The organism is Enterobacter sp. DTU_2021_1002640_1_SI_PRY_ASU_LCPMC_013, from assembly GCF_032389435.1.
Classification (GTDB): Bacteria; Pseudomonadota; Gammaproteobacteria; order Enterobacterales; family Enterobacteriaceae; genus Enterobacter; species Enterobacter hormaechei_C.
In genome coordinates this window covers 1,028,921-1,048,239 of the sequence record NZ_CP135594.1, presented here as the reverse complement: position 1 = coordinate 1,048,239, position 19,319 = coordinate 1,028,921, and the positions used below count along the sequence as shown (strand labels likewise).

The 19,319-nt window shown below is 53.3% G+C and carries 18 protein-coding genes; 13 read left to right on the top strand and 5 right to left on the bottom strand.

Translation table 11 applies throughout. From position 1 onward, the window contains the following. Window positions 1–166: 166 nt before the first annotated feature. The 4 genes from clpX to bolA all read right to left on the bottom strand — a co-directional run bounded on the left by clpX (window position 167) and on the right by bolA (window position 4,401). Window positions 167–1,441 (bottom strand): ATP-dependent protease ATP-binding subunit ClpX, encoded by a 1,275-nt coding sequence (gene clpX / locus RS584_RS05000; protein ID WP_015571275.1) that lies wholly within the window; start codon window positions 1,439–1,441, stop codon window positions 167–169. A 128-nt stretch (window positions 1,442–1,569) separates the two neighbouring features. Beyond that, window positions 1,570–2,193, bottom strand: coding sequence for an ATP-dependent Clp endopeptidase proteolytic subunit ClpP (clpP, locus tag RS584_RS04995; RefSeq protein WP_006809880.1), 624 nt, complete (start codon window positions 2,191–2,193; stop codon window positions 1,570–1,572). Between the two features lie 260 nt (window positions 2,194–2,453). Next, the gene (tig, locus tag RS584_RS04990; protein WP_015571277.1) at window positions 2,454–3,752 is read right to left on the bottom strand and encodes a trigger factor; all 1,299 of its coding nucleotides are present in this window, start codon (window positions 3,750–3,752) and stop codon (window positions 2,454–2,456) included. 331 nt (window positions 3,753–4,083) lie between these two features. After that, window positions 4,084–4,401, bottom strand: coding sequence for a transcriptional regulator BolA (gene bolA, locus RS584_RS04985; RefSeq protein WP_003859051.1), 318 nt, complete (start codon window positions 4,399–4,401; stop codon window positions 4,084–4,086). A 303-nt stretch (window positions 4,402–4,704) separates the two neighbouring features. Here bolA and RS584_RS04980 point away from each other — a divergent pair, with 303 nt between their 5' ends. The 8 genes from RS584_RS04980 to RS584_RS04945 all read left to right on the top strand — a co-directional run bounded on the left by RS584_RS04980 (window position 4,705) and on the right by RS584_RS04945 (window position 13,577). Next, the gene (locus tag RS584_RS04980) at window positions 4,705–5,283 is read left to right on the top strand and encodes a lipoprotein (protein ID WP_003859052.1); all 579 of its coding nucleotides are present in this window, start codon (window positions 4,705–4,707) and stop codon (window positions 5,281–5,283) included. Between the two features lie 45 nt (window positions 5,284–5,328). Beyond that, the gene (gene ampG, locus RS584_RS04975; protein WP_315749038.1) at window positions 5,329–6,804 is read left to right on the top strand and encodes a muropeptide MFS transporter AmpG; all 1,476 of its coding nucleotides are present in this window, start codon (window positions 5,329–5,331) and stop codon (window positions 6,802–6,804) included. Between the two features lie 478 nt (window positions 6,805–7,282). Next, a complete protein-coding gene (gene cyoA / locus RS584_RS04970) occupies window positions 7,283–8,230 on the top strand; it encodes a cytochrome o ubiquinol oxidase subunit II (protein WP_006809886.1) in 948 nt (315 codons plus the stop codon). A gap of 16 nt (window positions 8,231–8,246) precedes the next feature. After that, window positions 8,247–10,238: a cytochrome o ubiquinol oxidase subunit I gene (gene cyoB / locus RS584_RS04965; RefSeq protein ID WP_017383189.1), complete on the top strand. Its 1,992-nt coding sequence runs from the start codon at window positions 8,247–8,249 to the stop codon at window positions 10,236–10,238. Continuing rightward, window positions 10,228–10,842, top strand: coding sequence for a cytochrome o ubiquinol oxidase subunit III (locus RS584_RS04960; RefSeq protein WP_003859057.1), 615 nt, complete (start codon window positions 10,228–10,230; stop codon window positions 10,840–10,842). Before cyoB ends, RS584_RS04960 begins: the two co-directional genes overlap by 11 nt. Next, window positions 10,842–11,168, top strand: a complete 327-nt coding sequence (locus RS584_RS04955; RefSeq protein ID WP_006809888.1) for a cytochrome o ubiquinol oxidase subunit IV — start codon at window positions 10,842–10,844, stop codon at window positions 11,166–11,168. The genes RS584_RS04960 and RS584_RS04955 overlap by 1 nt, the downstream gene beginning before the upstream one ends. 11 nt (window positions 11,169–11,179) lie before the next feature. Continuing rightward, a complete protein-coding gene (gene cyoE / locus RS584_RS04950) occupies window positions 11,180–12,067 on the top strand; it encodes a heme o synthase (protein WP_315749037.1) in 888 nt (295 codons plus the stop codon). A gap of 148 nt (window positions 12,068–12,215) precedes the next feature. After that, window positions 12,216–13,577, top strand: coding sequence for an MFS transporter (locus tag RS584_RS04945; RefSeq protein ID WP_252010929.1), 1,362 nt, complete (start codon window positions 12,216–12,218; stop codon window positions 13,575–13,577). Between the two features lie 32 nt (window positions 13,578–13,609). Here the strand turns inward: RS584_RS04945 and RS584_RS04940 are convergent, their stop codons facing one another. Next, window positions 13,610–14,101, bottom strand: a complete 492-nt coding sequence (locus tag RS584_RS04940; RefSeq protein ID WP_017383179.1) for a YajQ family cyclic di-GMP-binding protein — start codon at window positions 14,099–14,101, stop codon at window positions 13,610–13,612. A gap of 125 nt (window positions 14,102–14,226) precedes the next feature. Here RS584_RS04940 and panE point away from each other — a divergent pair, with 125 nt between their 5' ends. The 5 genes from panE to RS584_RS04915 all read left to right on the top strand — a co-directional run bounded on the left by panE (window position 14,227) and on the right by RS584_RS04915 (window position 19,319). Further along, window positions 14,227–15,138 carry a 2-dehydropantoate 2-reductase gene (gene panE / locus RS584_RS04935; RefSeq protein WP_023296020.1) on the top strand — a complete coding sequence of 304 codons (912 nt, stop codon included), beginning with the start codon at window positions 14,227–14,229 and terminating at the stop codon, window positions 15,136–15,138. Then, window positions 15,101–15,694: a protein deglycase YajL gene (gene yajL / locus RS584_RS04930; protein WP_015571288.1), complete on the top strand. Its 594-nt coding sequence runs from the start codon at window positions 15,101–15,103 to the stop codon at window positions 15,692–15,694. Before panE ends, yajL begins: the two co-directional genes overlap by 38 nt. Window positions 15,695–15,993: 299 nt before the next feature. Then, the gene (locus RS584_RS04925; RefSeq protein ID WP_017694419.1) at window positions 15,994–17,262 is read left to right on the top strand and encodes a PTS sugar transporter subunit IIC; all 1,269 of its coding nucleotides are present in this window, start codon (window positions 15,994–15,996) and stop codon (window positions 17,260–17,262) included. A gap of 12 nt (window positions 17,263–17,274) precedes the next feature. Next, complete coding sequence (locus RS584_RS04920) at window positions 17,275–18,600, top strand: 6-phospho-beta-glucosidase (protein WP_015571289.1); 1,326 nt, start codon at window positions 17,275–17,277, stop codon at window positions 18,598–18,600. Further along, window positions 18,597–19,319, top strand: coding sequence for a glucosamine-6-phosphate deaminase (locus RS584_RS04915; protein WP_023296017.1), 723 nt, complete (start codon window positions 18,597–18,599; stop codon window positions 19,317–19,319). Before RS584_RS04920 ends, RS584_RS04915 begins: the two co-directional genes overlap by 4 nt.

The window sequence follows — 19,319 nt, the reverse complement described above, 5'->3', positions numbered from 1 at the left end:
AGTGTCCGCCAGGTAAACTGGTCATGTAACTGTGCTTCACACAACCATTAACATGTAATCCAGTATATGGGGATGTTTCCCATACATTCAACGCCATGAATACGGAAAAAGTAAAGGGGAGATAAAATCCCCCCTTTTTGATTAACTGATTGTATGAAATGGTGAATTATTCGCCAGATGCCTGCTGCGCTTCCGGTTTACCGTAAATCAGTAACGGCTTGGACTGGCCACCAATGACGGACTCGTCGATCACGACTTTTTCAACGTCTTCCATAGAAGGAAGATCGTACATCGTGTCGAGCAATGCTGCTTCTACGATAGAACGCAGGCCACGGGCACCGGTTTTACGCGCCATCGCTTTCTTGGCAATCGCGTCCAGTGCTTCGTCACGGAATTCCAGCTCAACGCCTTCCAGATTAAACAGCGCCTGATACTGCTTGGTCAGCGCGTTTTTCGGCTCTTTCAGGATCTGAATCAGCGCGTCTTCGCTCAGTTCGTTCAGGGTCGCCACAACCGGCAGACGGCCGATAAATTCTGGAATCAAACCGAATTTGATCAGATCTTCCGGTTCAACCTGCGCCAGCAGCTGGCCTTCGTTTGGTTTTTCAGACGTGGCTTTCACCGTTGCGCCAAAACCAATGCCGGAGCCGGTTTCCACACGGTGAGAGATCACTTTATCCAGGCCTGCAAACGCACCACCACAGATAAACAGGATCTTGGAGGTATCAACCTGCAAGAATTCCTGCTGCGGATGTTTACGCCCACCCTGCGGTGGAACAGCCGCAACCGTACCTTCAATCAGCTTCAGCAGCGCCTGCTGCACGCCCTCGCCCGAGACGTCACGGGTGATCGACGGGTTGTCTGATTTACGGGAGATTTTGTCGATCTCATCGATATAGACGATCCCGCGCTGGGCTTTCTGTACGTCGTAATCGCACTTCTGGAGCAGCTTCTGGATAATATTTTCAACGTCTTCACCCACATAACCGGCTTCGGTCAGGGTGGTGGCATCCGCCATGGTGAACGGAACATCCAGCAGGCGCGCCAGCGTTTCCGCCAGCAGGGTTTTACCGGAACCCGTAGGCCCGATCAGCAGAATGTTACTTTTGCCCAGCTCTACGCCATTGCTGGTATCGCCGTTACGCAGACGTTTGTAGTGGTTGTATACCGCCACCGCCAGCACTTTTTTCGCCTGCTCCTGACCAATGACATAGTCGTCCAGGTGGTGGCGAATCTCGTGTGGCGTTGGTAACGCGCTGCGCTCACGGTGCGGCGCGACTTCTTTAATCTCTTCGCGAATGATGTCGTTACATAAATCGACGCATTCGTCGCAGATATACACGGACGGCCCGGCAATCAGTTTACGCACTTCATGCTGGCTTTTGCCGCAAAAAGAGCAGTACAGCAGTTTGCCCGAACCATCTTTGCGTTTATCTGTCATGAGTCCAAACCTCTTTTTTAAGTTCTATGTGCCGCACATGACGACGCAAATGCCATTCTCAGACGCAAGCTGCTTACAGGCAACGTGCCGCCCTACCTTAGTATAGCGGCACACTCGCGTCGCGGGCATCAATTACGATGGGTCAAAATGGAGTCGACTAAGCCGTACTCAACTGCCTCTGGTGCAGAGAGGAAGCGATCGCGCTCGGTATCGCGCTCGATCTGCTCGAGAGGTTGACCCGTATGCTGCGCCATAAGTTCATTCATGCGCGCTTTTACTTTCAGAATTTCTCGGGCGTGGATTTCAATATCCGTCGCCTGGCCCTGGTAACCACCCAGCGGCTGGTGAATCATCACGCGCGAGTTAGGCAGGCAGAAACGCTTACCTTTCGCCCCTGCGGTTAACAGGAAAGCACCCATGGATGCCGCCTGCCCCATACAGATGGTGCTGACATCCGGCTTGATGAATTGCATGGTGTCATAAATTGACATGCCCGCCGTAATCACACCGCCTGGCGAGTTGATGTACAGGTAAATGTCTTTTTCCGGGTTTTCCGCTTCCAGGAACAGCATCTGCGCCACGATCAGGTTAGCCATATGGTCTTCCACCTGGCCGGTCAGAAAGATAACGCGTTCCTTGAGTAGACGGGAATAGATATCGAAAGAACGCTCACCGCGTGAGGTCTGTTCAATAACCATTGGCACCAGCGCCATATGGGGTGCAAAGTTATCTCGTTCGCCACTGTATGACATTTCCGTCTCCTGGTTCAAAATTGAAAACACCTGCTGTACTGATTGTAACCTTATGGACGGATTATCAGCCAGTCTCAATCATCGTGATTACATACTAATGGGGGTCGTTATGCCCTATTTCAAGCATAACAACGTTTTGTTGTAACGCTAACACTGAAAGGGCGTTTTAGCACCCTTCCAGGACTAAAGCTGTGATAAAAAAAACCCGTCGCCGGAGGGCAACGGGTTTTTTGTTCAAACTTTAAACCGTCGGGGCGAAATTACGCCTGCTGGTTCATCAGTTCGGTGAAAGAGGTCTCTTTTTCGGTCACTTTCGCTTTCGCCAGTACCGCTTCAACAGCCTGCTCTTCCAGTGCGACGTTGCGCATGTTGTCCATCAGCTCTTTGTTCTTACCGTAGAACTCGATCACTTCTGATGGATCTTCGTATGCAGAAGCCATCTCTTCGATCAGGCCTTTCACACGCTCTTCGTCAGCTTTCAGCTCGTGGGTACGAATCACTTCGCCCAGCAGCAGGCCGACAACAACGCGACGTTTCGCTTGCTCTTCGAACAGCTCGCGTGGCAGTTCCATCGCTTGCTGCTGGTTGCCACCGAAGCGCTGTGCGGCCTGACGGCGCAGAACGTCGATTTCGCTGTCGATCAGGGCAGCAGGAACGTCGATGTCGTTCGCTTTCACCAGACCTTCAATCGCCTGAGACTTCACGCGGTTACGTACAGCGCCGTTCAGCTCGCGCTCCATGTTTTTACGCACTTCGGTACGCAGGCCCGCAACAGAACCATCTTCCACGCCGAAACGCTTGATGAATTCTTCAGTCAGCTCTGGCAGTTCGCGCTCTTCCACTTTCTTCAGGTTGATAACGAACTTCGCTGCTTTACCTTTCAGGTTTTCAGCGTGGTATTCTTCAGGGAAGGTCACGTCAATGGTGAACTCTTCGCCCGCTTTGTGGCCTTTGATACCGTCTTCGAAGCCTGGGATCATACGACCCTGGCCCATCGCCAGTACGAAGTCAGACGCTTTACCGCCTTCGAACTCTTCGCCGTCTACAGAACCGGTGAAGTCGATGGTTACACGGTCTTCCGCGTCAACAGCGCCTTCTTTCTCTTTCCAGTTCGCCTGCTGCTTACGCAGGGTATCCAGCATGCCGTCAACGTCTTCGTCAGTCACGGAAACGATCGGTTTTTCAACTTCGATAGATTCCAGACCTTTCAGCTCAACTTCCGGGTACACTTCGAACTCTACGGAGTAGGTGAAGTCTTCGCCCTGCTTGTATTCACCTGGAACGTAGTTCGGCGCGCCGGCTGGATTGATTTTTTCTTTGATGATCGCGTCGATAAAGTTGCGGCTCATCAGTTCACCCAGCACATCCTGACGCACGGAAGCGCCATAACGCTGAGCAACAACATTCATTGGTACTTTGCCCTTGCGGAAGCCGTCAATACGTACTTTTTTTGCTACGTTGACCAGCTCGCTTTTCACAGCAGTTTCGATGCTGTCAGCAGCGATAGTAATCGTTACACGGCGGCCAAGGCCTTGAGTGGTTTCAACTGAAACTTGCATCTTGTTACCTCAAAAAAATCACAGTGCTCGGTCAACTCTGAATCTGTCTGTTATACCGGGATGCTCTCTTATGTGCAGATTCACATTCCCTGTCGCCAGAATCATCCCGAAGACATTCAATAAGACGCGGCATTATAGCGGCATCACTTAGGTGAGTCGAGAACGGTTGGAGCTAGTTGCTGCGGCTTTTTTCACACTTTAAGGCTATTTTTAGCCTTAAAAACGCGCCATCCGCTCAAAACTCAGACAAAACAAAACGGCCCGAAGGCCGTTTTGACGAAATCTGTAAGCAACATACTGGAAAAACTCCGGCGGTTGCAAATCCGATTTATCAGGCGATGGTGCCTGCACCCCGACAAGGCGGTGATGCGAATACCGTATCCTGTAGCCCTTCCCATTCCTTGATGGTGTAGGTATGCAGCGCCAGCGCATGTACGGTTGTGGAGAGTTCTTCCGTCAAGGTGCTGTAGATCAAGCGGTGTCGGTTCAGGAAACGTTCTCCCGTGAAGCGATCGCTGACCAGAACCACTTTAAAGTGGCTTTCAGAACCTGCCGGCACGTTATGACGATAGCTTTCGTCGACAACTTCGAGAAACACAGGGTTGAACGCTGCCCTTAATTTTTCTTCTATCTGTTCACGTATCATCATGAAATCACTCCTCCGACAACGCTAAGATGTCACCCATCCCTTTAAATATTAGCCGCTTTTACCGGTTCCATTACACCTTGACAACAAATATTTAGCTTTCGTCTGATTTTCTCATCCAAACGAATGAAGTTCACTAGGAGGTTCATACGTTTTGTCACTTACAGGCAGAGAAAAGCGGAAAGGTGGTCAGTTTTCGGACAAGGCGATGAATTTACATGCGTTGACCACTTCCCCTGGCCGTTAGCGATGTTATGATGGCGGCAATTTTTCTCTCTTTGCTTACGATTCGTTGAGAACCCGAAAATGTTAAAAAAACTCTTCTTTCCGTTGGTAGCACTCTTTATGCTCGCCGGCTGCGCGACTCCGCCGACGACCATTGACGTTTCACCAAAAATTACCCTGCCTCAGCAGGATCCAAGCCTGATGGGCGTCACGGTCAGCATTAATGGCGCCGATCAGCGTCAGGACCAGGCGCTGGCGAAAGTGACTCGCGACAACCAGCAGGTCACGCTAACCGCCTCCCGCGACCTGCGCTTCCTGTTGCAGGAAGTGCTGGAAAAACAGATGACCTCCCGTGGCTACATGATTGGCCCAAGCGGCGCGGTTGATCTGCAAATCATCGTGAACAACCTGTACGCTGACGTCTCCCAGGGTAACGTTCGCTACAACATTGCGACTAAAGCCGATATCGCCATCATCGCTACCGCGAAGAACGGCAACAAAATGAACAAAAACTACCGTGCAAGCTATTCCGTTGAAGGCGCATTCCAGGCCTCCAACAAAAATATCGCTGACGCGGTTAACAGCGTGCTGACTGACACTATTGCCGACATGGCGCAGGACACCAGCATTCACGACTTCATCAAGCAGAACGCCCGTTAATCCTGCTGACTGACCCGGTGCTTCACCGGGTCAGTTCATAAGAACATGTCCAGTCACTACTTACGTATTTTCCAGCAACCGAAATCAGCTATTCTGCTGATCCTTGGTTTCGCCTCCGGTTTACCGCTTGCGCTCACCTCCGGCACGTTACAGGCGTGGATGACGGTTGAGAACATCGATCTTAAAACCATTGGTTTCTTCTCGCTCGTCGGCCAGGCTTACGTCTTTAAGTTCCTGTGGTCGCCGGTGATGGATCGCTATACCCCACCGTTACTCGGGCGCCGTCGCGGCTGGTTAGTGATGACGCAGGTGCTGCTGTTGCTGGCCATTGCCGCAATGGGTTTCCTTGAGCCGTCAACACAGCTGCGCTGGATGGCCGCGCTTGCGGTAGTCATCGCCTTCTGTTCCGCTTCGCAGGACATTGTTTTTGACGCCTGGAAGACGGACGTCCTGCCAGCGGAAGAGCGTGGCGCCGGTGCGGCAATCAGCGTGCTTGGCTACCGCCTGGGTATGCTGGTTTCCGGCGGGCTGGCCCTCTGGCTTGCCGACCGCTATCTCGGCTGGCAGGGAATGTACTGGCTGATGGCCGCTCTGCTGATCCCCTGCATTATTGCCACGCTATTCGCGCCCGAACCGAGCGATGTGATTCCGGTCCCCCGCTCGCTGGAGCAGGCCGTCGCCGCACCGCTCCGCGACTTCTTTGGTCGCAATAATGCCTGGCTGATCCTGCTGCTGATTGTCCTTTATAAGCTTGGCGACGCTTTCGCCATGAGTCTGACCACCACCTTCCTGATCCGCGGCGTCGGGTTTGATGCGGGCGAAGTCGGCGTGGTGAACAAAACCCTGGGACTGTTTGCCACGATCGTCGGCGCGCTGTACGGCGGTGTATTGATGCAGCGCCTGACGCTGTTCCGCGCTCTGCTGATCTTCGGCATCCTTCAGGGCGCATCGAATGCCGGTTACTGGCTGCTGTCGATCACCGACAAGCATATGATCAGCATGGCGACGGCGGTATTCTTTGAAAACCTGTGTGGCGGTATGGGCACTGCGGCATTTGTCGCCCTGCTGATGACGCTGTGCAATAAGTCATTTTCCGCCACCCAATTTGCGCTACTGTCTGCCCTTTCTGCCGTCGGGCGCGTATACGTTGGCCCCGTCGCGGGCTGGTTTGTTGAAGCTCACGGCTGGCCGACGTTTTATCTCTTCTCGGTGGTGGCGGCGGTGCCGGGGATTTTATTGCTGCTGGTCTGTCGCCAGACGCTGGAATATACCCAGCGGACGGAACACTTCATGCCGCGCACGGAATATCAGGCTGCCTATCGGTTTGCCCTGCGTCTGCTGATGGCTGGTTGTCTTGCGCTGGTAGTGTGGCTCGCGGTACTCATCTTGAATGCGACGACCACCTTGTCGCTTCCGTTTGAAACCCAGCTGCTTGATGCAGGGGTGTTACTCGCCATCGTGGGTATCCTGACCGGTGGGATGCTGGATTTCATGTCATTGCGGAAAACGCAGATGACATGAAGTAAAAAGCGAAAGGTTATTTCCCGTTGTAATAACGACACGAAATTATAACGGCGAAATAACCGCCATCGGCAAAAAAAATATTTGTTGTTTTGTGCGGGATAGCATTCGGAAATTATTGGAGCTTATTTCGCTACGCTATTTTCCGTTAAACGATTCAGCATTCGAAAGATTGAATTTTCGTTTTTTAGTTGTCTTTTTATTGATAATTAATTGTTAATTATTTGTGTATTTTTCACAATGGTTATACCAATTGTCCCTTTTGCGGTATGCTGGGGCACCCTTTCGTTATAACGCCCGCTCCGTGCGGCTTCCCCCGGAAAACGCGACATAATTTGCAACACTTGTGACATGTGCGGCAGAACCCGGTAACACCTTCCTGACACAGGGCTAATGATGTTTACAGTAATGTAACCTTCCCGTAAAATGCCCCCACACTTTAAACGCCACCAGACTCCCGTGGAATTGAGGTCGTTAAATGAGACTCAGGAAATACAATAAAAGTTTGGGATGGTTGTCATTATTCGCAGGCACTGTATTACTCAGTGGCTGCGATTCTGCACTACTAGACCCCAAAGGACAGATTGGACTGGAACAACGTTCATTGATACTGACGGCTTTTGGCCTGATGTTGATTGTGGTTATTCCTGCCATCTTGATGGCTGTTGGTTTCGCCTGGAAGTATCGTGCGAGCAATAAAGATGCGAAGTATAGCCCTAACTGGTCACACTCCAATAAAGTGGAAGCTGTGGTCTGGACGGTACCTATTCTGATCATCCTGTTCCTTGCTGTACTGACCTGGAAAACCACTCACGCACTTGAGCCGAGCAAACCGCTGGTTCACGATGAAAAACCTATTACCATTGAAGTGGTCTCCATGGACTGGAAATGGTTCTTCATCTATCCAGAACAGGGCATTGCTACCGTGAATGAAATCGCCTTCCCGGCGAACACTCCGGTTCAGTTCAAAGTGACCTCCAACTCCGTAATGAACTCCTTCTTCATCCCACGTCTGGGCAGCCAGATTTACGCGATGGCCGGTATGCAGACTAACCTGCACCTGATTGCGAATGAAGCAGGCACCTACGACGGTATCTCCGCCAGCTATAGTGGCCCGGGCTTCTCGGGTATGAAGTTCAAAGCTATCGCTACGCCAGACCGCGCGACTTTCGACCAGTGGGTTGCAAAAGCGAAGCAGTCTCCAAACACCATGTCTGACATGGCGGCGTTCGAAAAAGTGGCTGCACCTAGCGAATACAACAAGGTGGAGTACTTCTCTAACGTGAAACCGAATCTGTTCAAAGACGTTATTGGCAAATTTATGGATCACGGCATGAGCATGGACATGACCCAGCCTGAAGGCGAGCACAACACGCACCAGGGTATGGAAGGCATGGACATGAGCCACGCGGAAACCGCTCACTAAGGGGCCGAGGAAGAAAATGTTCGGAAAATTGACACTGGATGCAGTGCCCTACCATGAACCGATTATTATGGTTACGGTGGCTGCAATTATCATTGGTGGCGCGGCCTTAGTTGGCCTGATCACTTACTTCGGTAAGTGGAGCTACCTGTGGAATGAGTGGCTGACTTCGGTTGACCACAAAAAACTCGGTATCATGTACTGCATCGTCGGTATCGTCATGTTAATTCGTGGCTTTGCGGATGCAATCATGATGCGTAGCCAGCAGGCGCTTGCGTCTGCGGGCGAAGCCGGCTTCCTGCCACCGCACCACTACGATCAGATCTTTACCGCCCACGGCGTTATCATGATCTTCTTCGTGGCGATGCCGCTGGTAATCGGTCTGATGAACGTGGTCGTTCCGCTGCAAATCGGCGCGCGCGACGTTGCGTTCCCGTTCCTGAACAACCTGAGCTTCTGGTTCACGGTTGTCGGCGTTATCCTGGTTAACCTGTCACTGGGTGTGGGCGAATTTGCTCAGACTGGCTGGCTGGCCTACCCGCCGCTGTCGGGAATTGAGTACAGTCCGGGCGTGGGCGTTGACTACTGGATTTGGGCGCTTCAGCTCTCCGGTGTCGGTACCACCCTGACCGGTATTAACTTCTTCGTGACCATCCTGAAGATGCGTGCACCAGGTATGACGATGTTCAAGATGCCAGTATTTACCTGGGCATCTCTGTGCGCCAACGTCCTGATTATCGCGTCGTTCCCAATTCTGACCGTCACCATCGCGCTGCTGACCCTGGATCGCTATCTGGGCACCCATTTCTTCACGAATGATATGGGTGGCAACATGATGATGTACATCAACTTGATTTGGGCCTGGGGTCACCCGGAAGTGTACATCCTGGTTCTGCCGGTGTTCGGTGTGTTCTCCGAAATCGCGGCAACCTTCTCGCGTAAACGCCTGTTTGGTTACACCTCTCTGGTGTGGGCAACCGTATGTATTACCGTCCTGTCGTTCATCGTCTGGCTGCACCACTTCTTCACCATGGGTGCGGGTGCCAACGTAAACGCCTTCTTCGGTATTACCACCATGATTATCGCGATCCCGACCGGGGTTAAGATCTTCAACTGGCTGTTCACCATGTACCAGGGTCGTATCGTGTTCCACTCAGCTATGCTGTGGACCATCGGCTTCATCGTGACCTTCTCCGTAGGTGGGATGACCGGCGTACTGCTGGCGGTACCAGGTGCTGACTTCGTTCTGCACAACAGTCTGTTCCTGATTGCGCACTTCCATAACGTTATCATCGGTGGCGTGGTCTTCGGCTGCTTCGCTGGTGTGACCTACTGGTGGCCAAAAGCGTTCGGTTTCACCCTGAACGAAAAATGGGGTAAACGCGCGTTCTGGTTCTGGATCATCGGCTTCTTCGTGGCGTTTATGCCGCTGTACGTGCTGGGCTTCATGGGGATGACCCGTCGTCTGAGCCAGCAGATCGATCCGCAGTTCCACCCAATGCTGATGGTTGCAGCGGGCGGCGCAGCGCTGATTGCCTGCGGTATTCTGTGCCAGCTGATTCAGTACTACGTGTCTATCCGTGACCGTAACCTGAACCGCGACCTGACCGGTGACCCGTGGGGTGGCCGTACGCTGGAGTGGGCGACCTCTTCTCCGCCTCCGTTCTATAACTTTGCCGTAGTGCCGCACATTCACGAGCGTGATGCATTCTGGGAAATGAAAGAAAAAGGTGAAGCGTACAAGCAACCTGAGCATTACGAAGAGATCCATATGCCGAAAAACAGCGCCGCGGGCATGGTTATTGCCGCTTTCGCAACGGTATTTGGTTTCGCAATGATCTGGCACATCTGGTGGATGGCGATTGTTGGCTTCGCTGGCATCGTAATCAGCTGGATTGTGAAGAGCTTTGACGAGGACGTGGACTACTACGTACCAGTCCGTGAAGTTGAAAAGCTGGAAAACCAGCATTTTGACGAGATTTCTAAAGCGGGGCTGAAAAATGGCAACTGATACTCTGGCGCACTCAACTGCCCACGCGCATGAACATGCGCACCATGATACAGGACCGACGAAAGTCTTCGGTTTCTGGATCTACCTGATGAGCGACTGCATCCTGTTCTGCTGTCTGTTCGCAACCTATGCCGTTCTGGTGAACGGCACAGCGGGCGGCCCGACCGGTAAGGACATCTTTGAACTGCCGTTCGTTCTGGTTGAAACCGCACTGCTGTTATTCAGCTCCATCACCTACGGCATGGCGGCTATCGCCATGTACAAAAACAACAAGAGCCAGGTTGTCTCCTGGCTGGCGTTGACCTGGCTGTTTGGTGCTGGCTTTATCGGGATGGAAATCTATGAATTCCATCACCTGATCATGGAAGGTTTCGGCCCGGATCGTAGCGGCTTCCTGTCAGCGTTCTTCGCGCTGGTAGGCACCCACGGTCTGCACGTGACCTCGGGTCTGATCTGGATGGCGGTGCTGATGTTCCAGATCTCCCGTCGCGGCCTGACCAGTACTAACCGTACCCGTATTATGTGCCTGAGCCTGTTCTGGCACTTCCTGGACGTGGTATGGATCTGTGTGTTCTCTGTTGTCTATCTGATGGGGGCGATGTAATGAGTCATTCTAACGATCATGGCGCTTCCCACGGCAGCGTAAAAACCTACATGACAGGTTTCATCCTGTCGATCATTCTGACGGTGATCCCGTTCTGGATGGTGATGAACGGTTCTGCATCTAAGCCGGTTATCCTGGGCGCAATCCTGGTGACCGCGGTGATTCAGATTCTGGTGCATCTGGTTTGCTTCCTGCACATGAACACCAAGTCCGATGAAGGCTGGAACATGACGGCCTTTATCTTTACCGTGATTATCATCGCTATCCTGGTAGTCGGTTCCATCTGGATTATGTGGAACCTTAACTACAACATGATGGTTCACTAAGAGCGGCGAGTATGTTTAAGCAATACCTGCAAGTCACGAAACCAGGCATCATCTTTGGCAACCTGATCTCCGTAATCGGAGGGTTCCTGCTGGCCTCTAAAGGCAGCATTGATTACACCCTCTTTATTTACACGCTGGTCGGTGTGTCACTGGTGGTTGCGTCCGGTTGTGTATTTAACAACTACATCGACATGGATATCGACAAGAAGATGGAAAGGACCAAAAATCGGGTGCTGGTTAAAGGCCTGATTGCTCCTTCCGTCTCGCTGGTGTACGCCACCTTGCTGGGTATTGCTGGCTTTATGCTGCTGTGGTTTGGTGCAAACCCGCTGGCCTGCTGGCTGGGGGTGATGGGGTTCGTGGTGTATGTGGGCGTCTACAGCCTGTATATGAAACGTCACTCCGTCTACGGCACGCTGATTGGTTCTCTCTCCGGCGCGGCGCCGCCGGTGATTGGCTACTGCGCCGTCACGAACGAGTTCGACAGCGGTGCGGCTATCCTGCTGGCTATCTTTAGCCTGTGGCAGATGCCGCACTCTTACGCCATCGCGATTTTCCGCTTTAAGGATTATCAGGCGGCGAACATTCCGGTTCTGCCGGTCGTGAAAGGCATTTCGGTTGCCAAGAACCACATTACGCTCTACATCATCGCTTTTGCCGTGGCAACGCTGATGCTCTCTCTGGGCGGTTACGCCGGATATAAATATCTGGTGGTAGCAGCTGCGGTGAGCGTATGGTGGCTCGGCATGGCCCTGCGCGGTTATAAAGTGGAAGATGACAAGGTCTGGGCACGCAAGCTGTTTGTGTTCTCGATTGTCGCCATCACCTCCCTGTCCGTGATGATGTCCGTAGACTTCATGGTGCCAGATTCACAACACCTGCTGACTTACGTCTGGTAAGTTTATGTGATGATGAAAAGGGTGCTTCGGCACCCTTTTTTATTCACCAAATCCATTAATCACGCATGTAATATTTGTTAAATAAGCCTTTATTTACCCCGCCCCTTCCCCGCACTACACTATGGCCTGCTTTTGAACTGAGGTGGTAATGAACGATTATAAAATGACGCCAGGCGAACTGCGTGCGACCTGGGGTTTAGGGACTGTTTTCTCGCTGCGGATGCTTGGCATGTTTATGGTCCTGCCCGTTCTGACCACATATGGCATGGCGTTACAGGGTGCCAGCGAAGCGCTGATTGGTCTGGCGATTGGTATCTACGGCCTGGCGCAGGCGATATTCCAGATCCCCTTTGGCCTGCTCTCCGACCGTGTGGGTCGCAAACCGCTGATTGTCGGCGGGCTGCTGGTGTTTGTACTTGGCAGCATCATCGCCGCCCTCTCCCACTCCATCTGGGGAATTATTCTTGGGCGCGCCCTGCAAGGTTCCGGTGCGATTGCCGCCGCCGTGATGGCGCTGCTGTCAGACTTAACCCGCGAGCAAAACCGCACCAAAGCCATGGCGTTTATCGGCGTCAGCTTCGGCGTCACGTTTGCCATCGCCATGGTGCTGGGGCCTGTTATCACTCATGCGCTCGGCCTGCACGCCCTGTTCTGGATGATTGCGGTGCTGGCGACCATCGGGATCGCACTCACGCTGTGGGTTGTGCCTGACAGTAAAAACCACGTCCTCAACCGTGAATCCGGGATGGTGAAAGGCTGCTTCAGCAAAGTCATCGCCGAGCCGCGCCTGCTTAAGCTGAACTTCGGCATTATGTGCCTGCACATTCTGCTGATGTCCACCTTCGTCGCCCTGCCCGGTCAACTTGCCGCAGCAGGTTTCCCGGCGGCAGAGCACTGGAAAATTTATCTGGTCACAATGCTGATCTCGTTTGTCTCCGTTGTGCCCTTCATTATTTACGCCGAAGTGAAGCGCAAAATGAAACGCGTCTTCGTGGGCTGCGTGGCGTTATTGCTGATTGCCGAGATTGTGCTGTGGGGCGCTGGCCCGCATTTCTGGGAACTGATCGCCGGCGTACAGCTGTTCTTCCTGGCGTTTAATCTGATGGAAGCCCTGCTGCCGTCGCTTATCAGCAAAGAGTCTCCGGCAGGATACAAAGGCACCGCGATGGGCATTTACTCCACCAGCCAGTTTCTCGGCGTGGCGATCGGCGGGTCGCTCGGCGGCTGGGTGGACGGTCTGTTTGACTCCCAGACCGTTTTCCTCGTCGGTGCGCTGCTGGCGATGCTCTGGCTGTTTGTTGCCAGCACCATGAAAGAGCCGCGCTATGTGAGTAGCCTGCGGGTAGAAATTCCCGATGACGTGGCAATCGGTGACGCGTTAAAACAGCGTCTGGAAGCGACAGAGGGCGTGAGCGAAGTGCTGATTGTCCCGGAAGAGCGCAGTGCTTATGTCAAAATTGACAGCAAAGTGACTAACCGCTTTGAGGTGGAGCAGGCGCTGAAGGCCTGAAAAAATGCCCGGTTTAGCCGGGCATGATTGTCTTAATCGCGGAAGTTTTTAAACTGGAATGGCTGACCGAGATCGCCGCCACGCACCAGCGCCATCACGGATTGCAGGTCATCACGGGATTTTCCGGTCACGCGGATCTCTTCACCCTGGATCTGCGCCTGCACTTTGAGCTTACTGTCTTTGATAAGCTTAACGATTTTTTTCTGTACCGCGCTCTCAATCCCCTGCTTCAGCTTCGCTTCCACAAACCAGGTTTTGCCGCTGTGAACAAAATCTTCCGGTACATCGAGTGAGGTCCCTTCAATGCCGCGCTTGAGCAGCTTGGCGCGCAGGATATCCAGCAACTGGTTGACCTGGAAATCAGACTCGCTCAGGACTTTGATCGTCTTGTTCGCGTCGTTCAGTTCAATGGTCGCCTCAACGCCACGAAAATCGAAACGTGACTCAACCTCACGGACAGCATTTTCTACGCCGTTACGCGCTTCCTGCAAATCAACTTCAGAAACAATATCGAAAGATGGCATCTTTTCTTCTCCCTTCATTTTTGTTGCGTTGCATAATACCCGCAACGAGGCATAACGAGAAGCTTAGCTGATGGCGCTATACTTAGCGTCATAGCACCTGGCACCGTTGCAGGTGAGGAGGAACGATGAAAGTAACAGTGCTTGGATGCGGAGCCCTTGGCCAACTCTGGCTTACAGCGCTATGCAAACAGGGACACGACGTTCAGGGCTGGCTGCGAATTCCCCAGCCCTATTGCAGTGTGAACGTAATTGGTACAGACGGTTCAATTTTTAACGAGTCTTTGACGGCAAACGATCCGGAATTTCTTGCCACCAGCGATTTGCTGCTGGTCACGCTGAAGGCCTGGCAGGTCTCCGATGCGGTGAAAAGCCTGGCCGCCCAGTTACCTGAAAGCACGCCAATCCTGCTGATTCACAACGGTATGGGTACCATTGAAGAGCTAAAATCTGTCCGGCAACCGCTGCTGATGGGGACAACCACCCACGCGGCACGTCGCGACGGTAACGTCATTATCCATGTTGCCAGTGGTATCACCCATATCGGTCCTGCGCGTGAACAGCCCGGCGATTACAGCTATCTTGCGGATACCCTGCAAAGCACGCTGCCTGACGTCGCCTGGCACAATAACATTCGCGCGGAACTGTGGCGCAAACTGGCGGTGAACTGCGCGATCAATCCGCTGACCGCCCTGCTGGATTGCCCTAACGGTGAACTGCGCAAGCATCCCGATCGGGTAGCGCTGATTTGCCGGGAAGTTGCCGCCGTCATTGAACGCGAAGGCTACCACACCTCAGAGTCCGATTTACGTTATTATGTCGACCAGGTCATTGAGAGTACGGCAGAAAATATCTCCTCAATGTTGCAGGATATCCGGGCTATGCGGCATACCGAAATTGATTACATTACCGGTTATCTGTTAAAACGCGCCCGGGCACACGGTATTACCGTTGCGGAAAACAGCCGTCTGTTTGAGTTAGTAAAACGAAAGGAGAGTGAGTATGAGCGCATCGGCACTGGTATGCCTCGCCCCTGGTAGCGAAGAGACAGAAGCAGTCACTACCATTGATTTGATGGTGCGTGGTGGTATTAAGGTTACTACCGCCAGCGTCGCCAGCGACGGAAGTCTGGCGATTACCTGCTCGCGTGGGGTGAAGATCCTGGCGGATGCACCGCTTGTACAGGTGGCGGACGGTGATTACGACATGATCGTTTTGCCGGGTGGGCTGAAGGGTGCAGAGTGTTTCCGCGACAGCCCGCTGCTGGTTGAAACCGTTCGTCAGTTTCATCTTTCCGGGCGTATCGTCGCGGCAATCTGTGCGGCCGCAGGTACGGTGCTGGTTCCGCACGACATTTTCCCCATCGGCAATATGACCGGCTTCCCTGGCCTGAAGGACACAATTCCGGAAGACCAGTGGGTGGATAAACGCGTGGTCTGGGATCCGCGTGTTAACCTGCTCACCAGCCAGGGGCCTGGCACCGCCATTGATTTTGGCCTGAAGATTATTGACCTGCTGGTCGGGCGCGAAAAAGCGTACGAAGTGGCGTCATCGCTGGTGATGGCGGCGGGGATTTATAATTTCTACGAAGCCTGATGTCCTCCCGGGCTGGCAACGCGCTGGCCCGTCTGCCCTACAGAAATAGTGCAGCCAGCGTCACAGTTCCGCGATTCATTTTCCTGCCCTGAAGCGTCTCCCCACCGTTCACCCCTTCCAAAAACCCTTTATTTTCAGGCAAATAATCACATCTGCACCGCATTGCATGCCTGTTTGACAGGCTAAAAGAACCGTGAAAAACTGCATTCAACTGGTATATACCAGTTGAAAAATCCGCCAGCAAAGCTGATAACATCAACAGCGGCGGGAGAGCAGAAATCTCTTCTGGAGTAAGCAATGTGATTACATTTCTTGAGCACAGAGTCATTCCTGTACTGATTCGCGTAGGCGAAAATAAAATACTGGTCGCCGTGCGCAACGGTATTGCGCTGACCTTACCCTTCACCATCACCGGTAGCCTGTTTCTCATTCTCGCCAATCTACCGATACCCGGCTGGAGTGAATGGCTTGGCCCGTTTGCCGAAAAGCTCAGCGCCCCGGTGGGCGTTACCTTTGGTGCGATAGGGCTGATTTCTGCGGTGGGTATCAGCTACAACCTCGCGAAGGAGTACAACCTCAACGCTATCACCTGCTGCATAGTCACGCTGGTGGTTTTCTTACTGGCGCAACTCAACGACAGCTATCAGCTCAACGTTGACAATCTTGGTGCGGCGGGGCTGTTTTCTGCCATCATCCTGGCGATTTTGACGGTGCACATCGTGCGATTTTTTATCCGGCACAACGTCGTGATCACCCTGCCGGAGGGCGTGCCTCCTGCCGTGGCGCAATCTTTTGCGAGCCTGATCCCCGCCGCGGTAGCAATCACTCTGATCTGGCTGATTAGGGTCATCCTGAATTTTGATATCAACCACTTCTTCACCCTGCTGCTCAGCCCGCTCGTCTCCGGCCTCGGTTCGCTGCCGGGCATGCTGGTGCTTATTTTTCTGATTTCGCTGCTGTGGTGCTGCGGCATACATGGCGACAACGTGCTTTCCGGCATCACCAGTCCCATTTTCCTGAAATACATCGCTGAAAATACTCAGGCCTATCTGCATCATCAGCCCATTCCCCATATTACCGCCGACGGGTTTTATATCGTCTTTATGTGCCTGGGCGGAACGGGCGCGACCATGGGGCTGGTCATTGCCATGCTGCGTTCCCGCAGTCGGCTGTACAAATCAGTGGGCAAGCTCTCCCTGCCCTCCGCGATATTTTGTATTAACGAACCTGTCATTTTCGGTTGCCCGATAGTCTTCAACCCACTGCTGATGATCCCGTTTACCCTGACGCCGATGATCCTGTGCATCTCAACCTGGTCGCTGATGTACTTCGACATCATTGGTCGCCCCGTCTTACAGATCCCCTGGACCATGCCGCCGATTTTCGCCGCATGGTTCGTGACCGGCGGCAATATCCCTGCCGTGATCTGGTCCGTCTGCACGCTGGTTATTTCCGCCCTGGTCTGGCTGCCGTTTTTCAAACTGGCCGAGCGCAAACAACTTGAAACCGAAGCGGCCGAAGAGAATGCCCGCCGCAACGCGGACACGCTTTCCGACCCCATCTTGTAAAAAGGAACCACGATGAAAAAGCTCAAGGTTGTCACTATTGGCGGCGGCTCCAGCTACACGCCAGAATTGATCGACGGTTTTATCAAACGCTACGCAGAGCTGCCGGTCACCGATTATTATTTGCTGGATATTGAAGAGGGAAAAGAGAAGCTGGAGATTGTCGGAAAGCTGGCCCAGCGCATGGTAGCTGAAGCCGGGCTCCCAATGAATATCCACCTGACGCTCGATCGGGAAGAGGCGCTGAAAGATGCCGATTTTGTCACCACGCAGCTGCGTGTCGGCTTTCTTGATGCCCGCATCAACGATGAAAAAATCCCGCTAAAATACGGCGTTCTGGGGCAAGAGACGACAGGTCCCGGCGGGTTTATGAAAGCTCAACGCACGATCCCGGTCCTGCTGGATATCTGTAAGGACATGGAAAGATGGTGCCCGAACGGCTGGCTGATTAACTTCACCAACCCGGCCGGGATTGTCACCGAGGCAATCACCCGCCACTCGGCCATTCGGACCATAGGCATTTGCAGTGGCGCAAACAGCATGATGATGGACATCGCCAAAGCCTACGGCGTGCAGAAGTCGGACGTTTACGCACGCATTATTGGTCTGAACCATCTTATTTTTGCCGACCAAATTTTCCTCAAGGGAGAGGATTATACTGACGACTTTATTGAAAAACTGGCCGAGGGCAGCGCAAATAACTCCCTGAAAAATATACCGGACATTGGGTTTAGTGCCCGCTTTGCCAGGGCACTCCACATGTACCCTATCTCCTACCTCAAATACTATTTTTTGACCCGCGAGATGACCGACGCCGCGCTGCGCGATGCAAATACTAAGGGAACCCGCGGCGAGCAGACGCGCGAAATTGAGCAACGGCTTTTTACGCTTTATCAGGATCCCCATCTCGCGCACAAGCCGAAAGAGCTGGAGCAGCGCGGAGGCGCCTGGTACTCCGATACTGCATGCTCGATCATCAGCGCTATTTATAACGATAAAAAAGAGATCCACGTCGTAAATGTTCCTAACAGGGGCACAACACCCGATCTGCCGGATCACGTTACGCTGGAAACCAACGCCATGATCGACCGAAACGGCGCGCATCCCCTCGCCTATGGCAGGCTGCCCGTGAAGATCCGCGGCCTGATCCAGAGCGTGAAGGCCTATGAAGAGCTCACCGTTGAGGCCGCTGTCACTGGAAATTACGACACGGCGCTGCTGGCGCTGAGCGTAAATCCCCTTGTGCCTTCTGCCGCCGCGGCAGAACAGATCCTTAATGAATATCTTGAGGTCAACCACCGTTATTTACCCCAGTATGCTAAACGTAAGGACGCACAATGAACGTAGAACAGACAGACGATTATGCGGCGCTGAGTGACGCCGTGGCGAAAGCGGTCATTGAAACCGTTACGCAAAAACCCGATGCGCTGATTTGCATCGCGGGTGGAGATACGCCGCTGGGCGTTTTTGCCGCGCTTGTGCACGCCAGCAAACAGGGTAAGGTCGATTTTTCCCGTGCGGCATTTGTTGGCCTGGATGAGTGGCTGGGGCTGGGTCAGGCCGATAAAGGCAGCTGCCGGGAGATGGTATGGGGCCATTTCTTCAGCCACCTGGCCCTGCGCGACGATCAGATCTGTTTCTTTGATGGCCTGACGCAATCCCCCGAGGAAGAGTGTCAGCGTGTGGATAACTTTATTACGGCCCACGGTGGGCCTGACATCATTGTGTTGGGGATCGGTATGAACGGCCATATCGGCTTCAATGAACCGGGCGCCGCCCTCGATACCGGTTGCCACGTCGTGGACCTGGATGCGGTGACGCAGGCCGTTTCGGTTAAATACTTCGGCCAGCAGCGTCATATCCGTCAGGGCATTTCGCTGGGGATGAAGACTATCCTGGCCTCACGGGCCATTATTTTGATGGCAAGCGGCGAGAAAAAAGCCGACATCATCGCAACAACCGTCAATTCCGCACCGGACCCGGCGGTTCCCGCGACGCTGCTAAAGCCGCACCCACGGTTAAGGATCATTGTCGATAAAGCGGCAGCCGCTAAGCTGTAA

Excerpts from the sequence above, each read along its gene's own strand:
- clpP (WP_006809880.1), bottom strand. The coding sequence starts at position 2,193 with ATGTCATACAGTGGCGAACGAGATAACTTTGCACCCCATATGGCGCTG.
- tig (WP_015571277.1), bottom strand. The coding sequence starts at position 3,752 with ATGCAAGTTTCAGTTGAAACCACTCAAGGCCTTGGCCGCCGTGTAACG.
- cyoE (WP_315749037.1), top strand. The coding sequence starts at position 11,180 with ATGTTTAAGCAATACCTGCAAGTCACGAAACCAGGCATCATCTTTGGC.
- panE (WP_023296020.1), top strand. The coding sequence starts at position 14,227 with ATGAAAGTAACAGTGCTTGGATGCGGAGCCCTTGGCCAACTCTGGCTT.
- RS584_RS04945 (WP_252010929.1), top strand. The coding sequence starts at position 12,216 with ATGAACGATTATAAAATGACGCCAGGCGAACTGCGTGCGACCTGGGGT.
- RS584_RS04960 (WP_003859057.1), top strand. The coding sequence starts at position 10,228 with ATGGCAACTGATACTCTGGCGCACTCAACTGCCCACGCGCATGAACAT.
- RS584_RS04920 (WP_015571289.1), top strand. The coding sequence starts at position 17,275 with ATGAAAAAGCTCAAGGTTGTCACTATTGGCGGCGGCTCCAGCTACACG.
- cyoB (WP_017383189.1), top strand. The coding sequence starts at position 8,247 with ATGTTCGGAAAATTGACACTGGATGCAGTGCCCTACCATGAACCGATT.
- RS584_RS04915 (WP_023296017.1), top strand. The coding sequence starts at position 18,597 with ATGAACGTAGAACAGACAGACGATTATGCGGCGCTGAGTGACGCCGTG.
- cyoA (WP_006809886.1), top strand. The coding sequence starts at position 7,283 with ATGAGACTCAGGAAATACAATAAAAGTTTGGGATGGTTGTCATTATTC.
- ampG (WP_315749038.1), top strand. The coding sequence starts at position 5,329 with ATGTCCAGTCACTACTTACGTATTTTCCAGCAACCGAAATCAGCTATT.
- RS584_RS04980 (WP_003859052.1), top strand. The coding sequence starts at position 4,705 with ATGTTAAAAAAACTCTTCTTTCCGTTGGTAGCACTCTTTATGCTCGCC.
- clpX (WP_015571275.1), bottom strand. The coding sequence starts at position 1,441 with ATGACAGATAAACGCAAAGATGGTTCGGGCAAACTGCTGTACTGCTCT.
- bolA (WP_003859051.1), bottom strand. The coding sequence starts at position 4,401 with ATGATGATACGTGAACAGATAGAAGAAAAATTAAGGGCAGCGTTCAAC.
- RS584_RS04940 (WP_017383179.1), bottom strand. The coding sequence starts at position 14,101 with ATGCCATCTTTCGATATTGTTTCTGAAGTTGATTTGCAGGAAGCGCGT.
- RS584_RS04955 (WP_006809888.1), top strand. The coding sequence starts at position 10,842 with ATGAGTCATTCTAACGATCATGGCGCTTCCCACGGCAGCGTAAAAACC.
- yajL (WP_015571288.1), top strand. The coding sequence starts at position 15,101 with ATGAGCGCATCGGCACTGGTATGCCTCGCCCCTGGTAGCGAAGAGACA.